Annotated in this window: 12 protein-coding genes and 1 tRNA gene; 4 read left to right on the top strand and 9 right to left on the bottom strand. The window is 41.5% G+C overall.

Annotated elements, in window-relative coordinates; genetic code table 11:
• Window positions 1-234 precede the first annotated feature (234 nt).
• Window positions 235-1437 carry an aromatic amino acid transport family protein gene (locus BIZ38_RS08365; RefSeq protein ID WP_187490098.1) on the top strand — a complete coding sequence of 401 codons (1203 nt, stop codon included), beginning with the start codon at window positions 235-237 and terminating at the stop codon, window positions 1435-1437.
• Window positions 1438-1659: 222 nt separating this feature from the next.
• On the opposite strand, the gene ggt is transcribed toward BIZ38_RS08365, so the two are convergent.
• Complete coding sequence (ggt, locus tag BIZ38_RS08370) at window positions 1660-3318, bottom strand: gamma-glutamyltransferase (protein ID WP_187490099.1); 1659 nt, start codon at window positions 3316-3318, stop codon at window positions 1660-1662.
• A 76-nt stretch (window positions 3319-3394) separates the two neighbouring features.
• Window positions 3395-3940, bottom strand: a complete 546-nt coding sequence (locus BIZ38_RS08375) for a GNAT family N-acetyltransferase (protein WP_187490100.1) — start codon at window positions 3938-3940, stop codon at window positions 3395-3397.
• Between the two features lie 49 nt (window positions 3941-3989).
• Between BIZ38_RS08375 and BIZ38_RS08380 the strand changes: the two genes are divergently transcribed.
• Window positions 3990-4358, top strand: coding sequence for a hypothetical protein (locus tag BIZ38_RS08380; RefSeq protein WP_187490101.1), 369 nt, complete (start codon window positions 3990-3992; stop codon window positions 4356-4358).
• A 41-nt stretch (window positions 4359-4399) separates the two neighbouring features.
• Here BIZ38_RS08380 and BIZ38_RS08385 read toward each other — a convergent pair whose 3' ends face one another.
• Window positions 4400-6622 carry a TonB-dependent receptor gene (locus BIZ38_RS08385; RefSeq protein ID WP_187490102.1) on the bottom strand — a complete coding sequence of 741 codons (2223 nt, stop codon included), beginning with the start codon at window positions 6620-6622 and terminating at the stop codon, window positions 4400-4402.
• A gap of 387 nt (window positions 6623-7009) precedes the next feature.
• On the opposite strand from BIZ38_RS08385, the gene BIZ38_RS08390 reads away from it, so the two are divergent.
• On the top strand, window positions 7010-7852 hold the full coding sequence (locus BIZ38_RS08390) for a VOC family protein (RefSeq protein ID WP_262387583.1): 843 nt from the start codon (window positions 7010-7012) through the stop codon (window positions 7850-7852).
• On the top strand, window positions 7852-8004 hold the full coding sequence (locus BIZ38_RS08395) for a hypothetical protein (protein WP_166338975.1): 153 nt from the start codon (window positions 7852-7854) through the stop codon (window positions 8002-8004). Before BIZ38_RS08390 ends, BIZ38_RS08395 begins: the two co-directional genes overlap by 1 nt.
• A gap of 41 nt (window positions 8005-8045) precedes the next feature.
• Here the strand turns inward: BIZ38_RS08395 and BIZ38_RS08400 are convergent, their stop codons facing one another.
• The 6 genes from BIZ38_RS08400 to folP form a co-directional block, all read right to left on the bottom strand.
• Window positions 8046-8990: a general glycosylation pathway protein gene (locus BIZ38_RS08400; RefSeq protein ID WP_187490103.1), complete on the bottom strand. Its 945-nt coding sequence runs from the start codon at window positions 8988-8990 to the stop codon at window positions 8046-8048.
• Between the two features lie 197 nt (window positions 8991-9187).
• A tRNA-Leu gene (locus BIZ38_RS08405) sits at window positions 9188-9272 on the bottom strand.
• 76 nt (window positions 9273-9348) lie between these two features.
• On the bottom strand, window positions 9349-9696 hold the full coding sequence (gene secG / locus BIZ38_RS08410; RefSeq protein WP_187490104.1) for a preprotein translocase subunit SecG: 348 nt from the start codon (window positions 9694-9696) through the stop codon (window positions 9349-9351).
• 1 nt (window position 9697) lies between these two features.
• A complete protein-coding gene (tpiA, locus tag BIZ38_RS08415; protein ID WP_187490105.1) occupies window positions 9698-10447 on the bottom strand; it encodes a triose-phosphate isomerase in 750 nt (249 codons plus the stop codon).
• Window positions 10448-10516: 69 nt separating this feature from the next.
• Window positions 10517-11872, bottom strand: coding sequence for a phosphoglucosamine mutase (gene glmM, locus BIZ38_RS08420; RefSeq protein WP_187490106.1), 1356 nt, complete (start codon window positions 11870-11872; stop codon window positions 10517-10519).
• A complete protein-coding gene (folP, locus tag BIZ38_RS08425; protein WP_187490107.1) occupies window positions 11865-12713 on the bottom strand; it encodes a dihydropteroate synthase in 849 nt (282 codons plus the stop codon). The genes glmM and folP overlap by 8 nt, the downstream gene beginning before the upstream one ends.
• Window positions 12714-12787: the final 74 nt, after the last annotated feature.

Raw genomic sequence — 12787 nt, forward strand, 5'->3', positions numbered from 1 at the left:
ATCATGGTATTTAATAAAGTAAGTTGAAGAAGCTTAAGAATCCGCCTAAATGGTGATTTTGTCAACACGAATACTCATGCTATTTGGCAAAAAGTTTTTTGCTGATTTCAACAGCCTGTTTGCACATGTAAATCATAGGTTACATTTAATTTCTTTGATTTATAACAAAACTATTTAAGTTTTGTTAAACAAGTTATATCTTGCTTGCCTCTCACGAAGTTTAAGGGGCAAAAAGTGCTTAAAAATAAAACAATAGGTAGCATGTTAATTGTTGCTGGCACCACCATAGGTGCAGGGATGCTGGCATTGCCTATCGCCTCCGCAGGGCTTGGTTTCACAACAGCGTTATCACTTATCTTACTTACATGGGTTTTAATGACCTACACAGCATTACTGATGCTAGAGCTACATCAATATGCCGACAGAGATGCAACCCTCAATACGTTAGCTAAGTCATGGTTAGGTAAACGTGGGCAATGGGTCGCTAACTTTTCGGTGATGTTTTTGTTTTACGCATTATGCGCTGCGTATATCGCAGGTGGTGGTGCGCAATTACAAGAAAAGCTCAACAATGGTTTATCGCTTTCTTTAGCGCCGCAAGTTGGCTCAGTTATTCTGGCTGTTGTGATTGGTACTGTAGTGACACTCGGTACCAGCAAAGTCGATAAGCTTAACCGCGTACTGTTCACTATTAAAGTATGCGTACTAGCCAGCTTATTTTATATGCTTACACCTTATGTTCACGGTCAACACTTACTTGAAATGCCGATTGAACAAGGTCTGATTTTATCTGCAATCCCAGTGGTGTTTACCTCGTTTGGTTTTCATGGCTCTATTCCATCGATTGTGAAATACGTAGGTTTAGATATCAAAACACTTCGTAAAGTAATGGTGGCAGGTGCAGCATTGCCTTTAGTCATTTACATTTTTTGGCAATTACTTAGCCAAGGTATGATGAGTCAAAGTGACTTACTACAAAGCCAAGGGTTACCCGGTTTTGTAAGCAGTGTTGCTAGCATTGCTCACAGCCCACATGTTGCCACTGCTGTGAACATTTTTGCTGATTTAGCATTAGCCACGTCTTTCTTAGGGGTGAGTTTAGGTTTGTTCGACTTTTTTGCTGATGCATTTAAAAAAGGTGATGGCAATAAAGATCGTATCAAAACAGCCTTGATCACCTTTATTCCACCGCTAGGCTTTGCGCTATTCTATCCACAAGGGTTTATTATGGCACTTGGCTACGCCGCCATTGCGCTGGTTATTTTAGCGGTATTTTTACCGGTTGCTATGGTCTATAAGCAACGAAGCAGCAAACCTGATGCGGGTTACCAAGTTAAAGGCGGTAATATTGGCTTAGCACTGGCCGCCCTGTTTGGTGTGCTTATTATTAGTGCTCAAGGTTTACAAATGGCGGGGCTTATTCCAGCGATTGGTTAAACAGCTCATCAAAAAAAGCACCCTCGGGTGCTTTTTTTGTACCTGTGTTTAAGGTGTAATGCCAATTCGCTTAATTAAGTAGTCTATTTTGAGGCAAGAAAACCTTGTTGATAACAAGGCAAAAATTTCGTTATTTAGTTGTTCTAAATGAGAAATTTTTAACGCAGGTAGCGACAGGTTTAATCCCTCAAAATGATTAAGTATTATTGCGGATTGGTATAATTAAAACACCATCGCCTTACCTCGGCCAGATGCTTCAGAAGCTGCATCTAATTTACCGTCTTTATTGATGATCACATGCATATCACCAAAATGGCGCTCATCAAGTGTATAACCCATCTTCTCAAGGGCTTTAACAACCTTTGGTTCAAGACCTGTGTGGTATCTAATCACATTTTTAGGCCATAACTGGTGATGAAAACGTGGGCTATCTACCACTTGCTCTGCAGTCATATCAAATTCAACCGCATTTAAAATAGACTCATACACAGAGCTAATAATCGTGGTGCCACCCGGAGAGCCAGTTACCATTTTAACTTTATTATCCTGAAGTAGAATGGTCGGTGTCATTGAGCTCAACATGCGTTTATGGGGTTGGATTTCGTTAGCTTTGCCACCAATTGCACCAAATACATTCATCACACCGGGTTTGGCACTAAAGTCATCCATTTCATCATTCAAAATGAACCCTGCGCCCGATACAACCACGCCGCTACCAAAACTTAAGTTGATGGTCGTGGTATTCGCAACGGCATTGCCCCACTTATCTAGAATAGAAAAATGCGTTGTTTGCTCACTTTCGTGTAAACCAGGTTTGATGTTCTCGGTAGTTGAAATGGCATCTGGGCGAATTGTACTTGCACGATTACTAAGATAATCATCTGCAAGTAGAGCTGTTTTTGGCACCTCATAAAAATCTGGGTCACCTAAATATTCAGCTCTGTCGGCAAATACGCGTTTACCAACTTCAGCCAAAATATGAACATAGGTGGTTGAGTTGTGCTCAAGCGTTCCTTCTGGCTTTGCCAAGTCGTACATTTTTAGCCACTGTAAAATAGCAATACCACCTGAACTTGGCGGTGGTGATGTGAGCACTTCGTAACCGCGCCAATTACCTTTAATCGGTGTACGCGATTTAGCTTGATAAGCTTTTAAGTCTTGCTCAGTAATAATGCCGCCGTGTTGCTTCATAAACGTCGCAATGATCTTCGCTATCTCACCTTCGTAGAAACCTGCTTTACCTTGATCGCGAATACGTTTCAGTGTGGCGGCAAGTTCCGGCTGCTTAAATACCTTATTTGCTTTGGCATCGGCAAAGTAATCAGCAAAGTTAATGTTTACCGATTTTTTAGCCATTCGCGCAATGTAACGCTCGATACTCGCAGCTAACTTAGGGTGCACAATAAAGCCCTGTTCAGCTAATTTAACTGAAGGTTCTAGCAGAGTCTTCCACTCTAAGCTGCCGTGCTTTTGATGGGCAAGCCACATTCCAGCAACACTGCCCGGTACACCACTTGCGTGAATACCATACACAGACATGTTATCAATAACATCGCCTTTATCATCAAGGTACATATCGCGATGAGCTGCAGCAGGGGCTGTTTCGCGGTAATCAATAAAATCACCTTTGCCATCTTTTTGGATCAGCATAAACCCGCCACCACCGATGTTACCGGCTTCAGGTAAAGTAACCGCTAATACAAACTGTGCCGCAATTGCCGCATCAACGGCGTTACCGCCTTGCTCTAAAATAGCGCGCGCCGTATCACTGCTGTAGCTATCTGGCATCGCGACGGCCGCTTGCTTTGCAAAGCTTGATGGATGAAAGAATATCGCGGTAACGATAAATAGATGTGCCGCGTATTTGACTAAACTTGCCATGGTACTTCCTTTTTCTTGATGTTATTTTAACCATTTAGACATGTGAAGCCCATAAGGTCAATTAGTTACGATTAACTTAGCTAAGCTGCTCTTTAGGACATGAATAAAGTACTGCAGGTAATTCACCTTGCTCATCTTGATGGGTATAGTTTTTTACAAACTTAAGGCCTAGTTTTTCCATCACCTTTATTGAGCCTAGGTTATCTTTAAGTGCTGTGGCACTGAGCGACTTTATTTCTTCTGGCTCGCTTACGGCTTTAGTAATGGCAAGTGCCGCCTCAGACGCATAGCCTTTGCCCCAGCTCATTTTTTTAAAGCGCCAGCCAATTTCTAAATCACTAAAATCAGGCTGTTCAAAAAAGCCCATGGGCCTGACTAATACCCAACCGATAAAGGTATTGCTCTCGATGATGTTTACTTGCCAAAGCCCCCAGCCTTTTTGCTCATTTCGATACGCATTCAAGCGTGGAATAAACACCTCTTTAATGCTCTGCATAGTAGATACTTTGCCGCGAGTGAGATGTTTCATTACCTCAGGGTCGTTATCGAGCTCATAAAGTAGCTCGGCATCATTTTCATCCATTAACCGAAAACTTAATCGTGCTGTTCTAGCTATATTCATTTTTTATTGCTTATACTGCTTAATAGTTAATTAACCATTAGAGAAAAATATGAACAAATTAGCAAGCTTAGTTTTATTAGGCTGTATTGCCTTAACAGGTTGTGATGACGCAGAGCAAGCCAAGAAAGATGCCAGCGAAGCAAAAGAGGAAGTAAAGCAAGCGCTAAGTGATGCTTGGAGCGACGTAAAAGACGCCACCAATGAGTTTAACGACGACTCACTGCAAGAGTTACTCGAAGAAAGTAAAAAGATGGGCTTAAGCATGTATGACGACGGTAAAGAAATTGCCTTAGATGCATGGATTGAGAGTAAAGAAGCGGCTGGTGAGCTTTCTGAAAAAACCAAACAAAAAGCAAAAGAACTGGCTGAAGAATTAAGAGAAGCGCGCGAAAAACGCGAGCAAGAGAAAAATAATTAAAAAGAAAGGGCAAGTATTTACTTGCCCTTTTTTGTTAGTAATTAAAGCTCAAATTCTTTTTTGAATTTTAAGCCAAACTCACTGCGGTCATTGCTGCGCATTACGCCAACAAAACCAGATTGTTGTAAACGACCCACATCGTATACTTCGTTTAACACGTTCTCACCGTAAAGAGTCACTTCAAAGTCACCGTTCGGGTTTAAGTAAGAGATGTTAAAGCCAACTAATTCACGAGAATCAATGTGTTCACTTTCGTTGTAAACTGATTGACCTTGCATATCGCTACGGTATGAATAGTTAGCGTTTACTGCCACTGTGCCACCGTTACTTAAATCAATGAAATAAGAAGGAGCGACCATCACAGTCCAACGTGGTGTTAGTGCTGGTGAGTCGCCTTTACCAATACCTAATACACCGTCATCTACTTCTGTGATTTCTGAATCTAGGTAACCAATCGCGCTACGTAGCGTAAAGTCATCTGTAAATGCAATTGTTGTTTCAAGCTCGATACCTTGTGCTTTAGACTCACCCGCATTTTCTACGATAGTAACGAAACCGCCACCTGCAGTTGGATCTGAGAATGGTAATGCTAGGTCTGTGTAGTCAGTAACAAACACCGCAAGCATCATAGATACATCTTCGTGTACTTGACCTTTAAGGCCTAGCTCGTAGTTAATTGCTTTTGTTTCATCGAAAGAAACAAATTGATCAGGACCACCAAATGGACGCGGTGGGAAACCACCTGTTTGATAACCTTTTTGGATTTGGCCATACACGTTCATGTTATTGCTAAGCTGGTAAGACGCATTTAAATCCCATGTTACTGCATCAAAATCAGCACTTACGTATTTGCGTGTTGCAAACGTTGGGAATAAGGCATCGGCTTCTTTTTTATCTTTCGAATAACGAAGACCACCGCCCACTGTTAAATCGTCGCTTAGGTCATAGCTTGCATTGATATAAGCTGCGTATGAGTTAGTCTCTTGGTTGATATCAAAGTAACCGTAATCACCAAAAGACGCAGTAGTACCGTCGTTCAAAAGGCCATCTGGTGTGTTGAATGGGCTAAATACAAACGGACCAGAACTTGTGAAGCCATCTTCATTAAAGAAGTATAAGCCAGACACAAAGTCCATATTATCGAAGCTACCATTTAACTGGATTTCGAATGAATATTGATCTGCACCGCCTTCTTCAGGGAACTCTGATAAGTTAAGGGCAACAGCGTCATCATCAAGACCCCCTTCGTATTCTGAGCTACGGTAGCTTGTGATAAACTTAGCTGTATAGGTGTTATTGATATCCCAATCAGCTGTTAATGAAGTACCCCAGCCTGAGTAAGCCGTCGACTCAATACCCGCTACCGTCGTTGCTAAATCATCAGGATCGCTCGGTAACATGTCTTCTGTAAGTAATGGGAAATCACCATTGAATGGGTCATTCGGGTCAAGTGGCGCCGTTAGCTCAATTGTGTATGGTGATTGGCCTGATTCGTTATCAACACCATCAATTGAGAACACAAAAGATAAATCGCTACTTGCTTGCCATTTAAGCGCCATACGACCACTTAACTCTTGCTCTTCACCAATATCTTTCTCTGGGTTAGCAAGGTTAATCGCTTCACCTACACCATCGCGTTGTTTATAAGACACGCTTGCCGACATGCTTACAGTGTCTGTAAGGCTGTTATTAAAGTAAACGTCACCGGCTAAACGACCACGGCTACCTACTTTTGCATTTGTAGTCACAATGCCTTCATCACCCGGTTGCTTAGTAATAATATTTACTGCACCACCTAATGTGTTGCGACCGTACAAAGTACCTTGTGGACCACGTAATACCTCTACACGCTCAACATTTGGTAATGATAAGTTAGAGCCCATTTGGCGACCAAGGTAAACGCCATCTAAGTAAACACCTACACCCGGATCAGTTGTGATCACATGGTCTTGTAAACCAATACCACGAATGAATACAGATGCATGTGCCGCATTACCTACACCGTAACGAGTGATGTTTAGGTTAGGTACGTATTTGCCAATGTCTTCTAGGTTACTCATGTTCGCTTTATCAATCAGGTTTTCACCGATTGATGTCACTGCTGTTGGCGACTCAAAAATGCTTTCTGTACGCTTACGCGCTGTTACTTCGATTTTTTCGAAAGCATCTTGTTTAGCAGTGGTTTTTTCTTGCTCAGCAAAGGCTGAAGTAGATAATGCAGCAACAATAGCTACAGTTAACTGTGAGAGGTGACGTAATTTCAATTAAAACTCCAAAGGATACCGTGTGTGTATTTTTACCCGTAAATTTCAGGCATAAAAAAAGACGCTTAGGTGTAAGCATCTTTCCTCTGGAGGGGTATTATATGTCAGTTTTGTGAAAATATGTATAATTTTTTTAATTTAATGCTGATTATATTAATTTAAACAATTAAATGTATGACAATTTGAATAATCTCTTCAATTAAATGACTATTGCAATTAAAATTATTGCGCAAATTCAAAGAGTAACATAACAGCAGTATAAATTTATCCTATTCCCACGCATTTAGTAGTAGTTAGATTATTCTATCGTAACACTTCAATTTGATTGAATTTCAAACAAGTAATAGTCTATGCTTTTATTTGATCCCATTTTGCAAGGAGCAAATTTTGAAATTACACACCCCCTTACGTGCTGCAATTTTAATGGCAGTCGCTGCGGTCTCATTGACCGGTTGCCAGCTTTCTTCAAGCGAACTACCCGCAATCAGTGATTCAGGAACAAAGAACTCAGGTCACGTAGTGTGGCATGATTTGATCACACCTAATTTGGCACAATCTCAAGCATTTTATGCCAGCGTGTTTGGATGGCAATTTCAAGCCGTTAACGACAGCTACACGCTGGCATCATTAGATGGAAAATTAATTGCTGGTATGGCAGAGCTTGATAATAAACAAAATGCCAGCCATTGGCTGAGCCTTATCAGTAGTAAAGACATCGCTGGCGTTAGTGAAAAAACTATCAAAGCCGGAGGTAAAGTCTTAGTAAGCAGTACCGAAATTAAAGGCCGTGGCACTATTGCTGTATTAGAAGATCCACAAGGAGCTGTTTTTTCACTGATCAATGCCGTAAATGGTGACCCTGAAACTCAGCAAACTGATAACGGCTGGATTTGGCAAGAAGTATGGAGTGATAACCCAGAGCAGAGCAAAGCCTTTTACCAATCACTTGGTAATTATTCAGCACAAAGTAAACCGCTTAAAAATGGCAATTACAGCTACTTAGCCTTAAATGGCACACCTGCGATTGGCTTTGTAAAAAAACCAGATGCCGAGATTGGTAATACATGGGTGAATTACATTAAAGTAGCCGATATTGATGCAACCCTATTAAAAGTAACCTCGTCAGGCGGCATCGTATTGATGGCACCAAGTGACAAAGTACGAAGTGGCAGTGTCGCAATTATTCGTGATCCAGCGGGTGCTGGTATTGTTATTCAGGAGCAAATGTAATGAATAAAAAAATAATTCGCCTAGCTGCTCTTGCGGCTGTAGTGTTAGTTTTAAATGCCTGCACCCCCTATGCAAGCCTAGATATTAATGCGCCGTTTAAAGTAGGCCCTGTGTACGTTAACCCAAGTATTGGCATTGGCGGTACACTTTAATCAATTTCAGGGCGCTGCGTTTTAAACAAAGCGCCCTATCATTAGTGTTTTACTTTTAAGCGCTGTACCTGGGTCAGCACATCTTCAGCTTTGGCGCCTAGGTAAACGTAAATTGCCAGTGCAATCAACAAACCTACCACAGCAAACATCATCAATACAGCAGGTATAACATACTCAGTTTGCCCGAGTGCTGCTTTAAACATGGTTAGTAAGGCTTCTATCGATACTGCAATCAAAATTGTTGAGATAAAGCGTGTGATCGTACGTCTTGTTGAACTGTGGCGAAAAATATCCTTATGCATGAGGATTTCTTCTTCTAGAATTGTTTTACCTAAATCAAAAATAGCCAACGCTAAAGTAACAAAGATAATAATAGTAAATGGTTTAAGCGGGTCTGACTGGGTGTCTTCGCTAATCACTAAGTCCACCATTCCGGCAAACACTTTATATAACAGATAGAACACCAAGCAAAACAAACAAGTGACAATCAAGCCATAACCTACCTTAAAGTAAGGTGTCATTCTGGCTCGTTTGGTGTCTCCCATAATAAATTCAATCAGTTCTGTTAAACACACATCGATGACTAAGAACTGCTGCAAATTATTACCTGCAGGAATTGTTTTAATAACAGAAATACACAAGTGCTTTGTCGCCGTGGAAATATACGGCGATGTAAAGTGCGGCTCCGGCGTAGCAGAAGCGAGTAAAAAATAAGGTCGAGCGCTTAAATCCTGCCCTGCACCAATATGAGTGAGTTTCTTTTTATATCGACGTTTAAAGCAAACATTATCACCTTGTTGAATGCCTTGTTCATTCAAGCAATATTGCAATTCTAGAAATGGATATTGACTGACGAGCTGCTGATATTCTTGATTATTAGTTAAAGACGCTTGAACACTGGCAAGTATAGAAAGAAGAAGTTCATGAATAAGCTGTTGTTGCTCTTCATATCGTTCTATAGCACTTAAATAACTCATTCTGGCCATCTTGCTTCCTCAAAGTAATGATATCAACTCTAGTTAAGCAAGGAAGACTCCAATTTTTATTTCAATTAATAATCAATTAGTTAATTTTGTGCACGGGAATGACATTAGAATAAAAGCACTATAAAGGTGCGCATTTTATTTTATGAAGCACTAAAACGAAAAAAGCTGTAACTCAGTGAGTTACAGCTTTTTAATTTTGGTGCGGATGGGGGGACTTGAACCCCCACGGCCGAAGCCACCACCCCCTCAAGATGGCGTGTCTACCAATTCCACCACATCCGCATACAATTCTGTATGTTGTTAAGCTTTAAGTTTACTTGAGGAATGAAAACTGCTTAACGCTAATTAGCAAAGCTAATTAGTTAGGTACGTCAGACGTTTTATCTTCTGTCACAGGCACATCAGATTGTGCTGGCGTTACAGTTTCAACAGCTGGCGCAGCTTCTAAGTTTTCCCACTCATCAGTCTTTTTGATTTGACCTGCAGTAAGGTTACCTAGAACAATACTTAGTACGAAGAAGATCGTTGCTAAGATTGTTGTTGTTTTAGTCATGAAGTTACCAGCACCTGATGAGCCAAACACGGTACCAGAAGCGCCAGCACCAAATGATGAACCCATATCTGCGCCTTTACCTTGTTGGATTAAAACCATACCAACTAATGCTAAAGCAACAATTAAATAAACTACTAATAAAATTTCGTACATCTTATACGGTCCCTTTTGCACTTTCACAGATAGCAGTAAATGAATCTGCTTTAAGACTGGCACCACCAATAAGGCCGCCGTCTATATCTGGTTGTGCAAATAATAATTCGCTATTTTTTTCATTCACGCTACCACCATATAAGATGGTTAACTGCTGTGCTACATCGCTATCCGAAGAAGCAACCTTCTCGCGGATAAACTTGTGCACGGCTTGCGCTTGCTCAGGAGAGGCAGTCTTACCTGTGCCAATGGCCCAAACGGGCTCGTATGCTACCACAGAATTCTTCAGTGCTGCTACACCTAATTTGCTAATTACAGCATCAATTTGAGCTGCAACCACTAATTCAGTTTCGTTTGCTTCACGTTGCTGCTCGCTTTCACCCACACATAGGATAGGAGTTAAGCCAACTTGCTGCGCTCGCGCAAACTTATCTGCAACAACGTCATCTGACTCACCGTAAATGCTACGACGTTCAGAATGGCCAACTAACGTATAAGCTGCGCCTAGGTCTTTGACTAGCTGAGCATCTACTTCACCCGTAAATGCGCCTGCTTGATTTTCAGAGACTGTTTGCGAACCAAACGTGACGTTTTGTTGCTGCAAAGAACTCAACAATGGGAATGGTGGAAACACCACTATATCCAGTTCATCCGTTTGAACATTTTTAATAGCAGTTGATAACTGTTCAACAAGCTCTAAAGAGCCGTTCATTTTCCAATTACCTGCGACCATCGGCTTACGTGTTGCCATTATTCCACTCCACATTTGAAAGCGGGCAAGATACTAACTCGACTTGCCCGAAGTTACAAGAGGTTATTGTTATGCCTCGGTTTGTTTGCTCACAGTTTCGACAACTTCAGCTATTTTGCGAGCACTATCAAGTACAACTTTTTCTTGCTCAGCTTCAACCATTACTCGAACAACAGGCTCTGTACCTGATTTTCGAAGTAATACTCGGCCTGTATCACCTAATTGCTCTTCAACATGCGCTACCATCTCAACTACAGCTTGATCTTGCGTTGGATCGGTACCTTGTGGGTAACGAACATTGATCATTTTCATTGGGTACTTTGTAAAACCTGCCCCTAAGTCTTGCAACGTTTTATTCTGTGCAACCATTGCCGCTAACACTTGCAAGCTTGAGATAATGCCGTCACCCGTGCTGATTAAATCAAGATTTAATACATGGCCTGAGCTCTCACCACCGATTTTCCAGCCATTTTCTTGCAGTAGTTCCATCACGTAGCGGTCGCCTACTTTACTACGAGCAAAGCCAATACCGCGCGCTTTTAATGCATTTTCAAGGCCCATGTTAGACATAACAGTGCCAACAACACCCCCACCTAAAATATCGTCATTAGCGGCTTGGCAAGCAATGATATAAACAATGTCATCACCATCAAATACACGACCATTGTGGTCAACCATCATTACTCGGTCACCATCACCATCGTAGGCAATACCAACATCAGCATTGTGTTCTAATACTTTGCGTTTAAGCGTTTCAACATGGGTTGCACCACACTCTAGGTTGATATTTACCCCGTTTGGCTCACAAGCATGACAGATTACTTCAGCACCTAACTCACGCATTACTGACGGTGCAATGTGGTATGTAGCACCATTTGCGCAATCGAGTACAATTTTTAAACCTTCAAGCGATAAGCCTTGTGGGAATTGGCTTTTACAAAATTCAATGTAACGACCATCAGCCGTTTCTAAACGACGCGCTTTACCAAGTTTGTCAGAGGCAACGCAGGTCATTGGCTCATCCATCATAGCTTCAATTTCAAGCTCAACCTCATCAGGTAGTTTTAAGCCTCTGCTTGAAAAGAATTTAATACCATTATCATGATAAGGATTATGCGATGCACTGATCACAATACCCGCTTCAGCGCGGAAAGTTTGTGTTAAATAAGCAACAGCAGGCGTCGGCATTGGGCCTAATAAAACAACATCGATACCAGCAGCAATTAAGCCTGCTTCAAGTGAGGTTTCGAGCATGTAGCCAGAAATACGGGTGTCTTTACCAATAATGACTTTTTTGGTGCCAATTTTCGATAATACACGGCCTGCAGCCCAACCAAGCTTTAGGGCAAACTCTGGAGTGATTGGGAATTCACCCACCATGCCTCGTACACCATCCGTACCAAAATATTTTCTTGTTTTACTCATTTGTAATTCCTTTAGTACATGCTTGCCAAACGCTAAGCACATCAACTGTTTCTTGTACGTCATGAACGCGAATGATTTTTGCACCATTTTGTGCAGCTATCAGCGCACCGGCAAGGCTTCCCGCTAAGCGTTCATTGGTATCTCTATTTAATAAATTACCGATCATTGATTTACGAGATAATCCCGCAAGCACCGGTAATTTGAATTGGTTAAATACATCAAACTTATTTAAAATTTGGTAATTATGAGTCAGTGTTTTACCAAAGCCAAAACCTGGGTCTAAAATAATACGCTCATGCTGAATGCCCGCTTGCTCACATGCGGCTAAGCGCTCTGCAAAGAATTCGTTAATATCAGCAAATAAATCATCATAATGTGGGTTACTTTGCATCGTACGAGGCTGACCTTGCATATGCATTAAGCAAATTGCCACCTCTGGGTATTGTGCCAATACCTCTATTGCCCCTGGCTCTTGCAAAGCTCTGACATCATTAATGATATCAGCCCCTGCAATTATCGCTTGGCGCATTACCTCACTTTTGCTGGTATCAATAGAAATAATACAATCACTGCTTGCTCTAAGCGCTTTCACTAAAGGAATAACGCGTTCAAGCTCATCTTCAAGAGATACATCAGGTGCCCCTGGGCGGGTTGACTCACCACCTATATCAATTATTTTTGCGCCTTGATTTAATAACGTATGAGCTTGTTTGACAGCGCTGTCTAGCCGGCAATAACTACCGCCATCAGAGAATGAATCTGGAGTGACATTTAAAATCCCCATCACCACTGGGGAATCGAGGTGTAATGTGCGACCTCGAGGTAAGTTAAGAACGGTCATTGAACACCTATGCTATAAATTAGCGTCAATTGCGCATTTATTATTCTAGATAACAGTTTGAAAATTGCGCATTT

The sequence above is a fragment of the Pseudoalteromonas sp. BZK2 genome, from assembly GCF_014349195.1.
GTDB lineage: Bacteria > Pseudomonadota > Gammaproteobacteria > Enterobacterales > Alteromonadaceae > Pseudoalteromonas > Pseudoalteromonas simplex.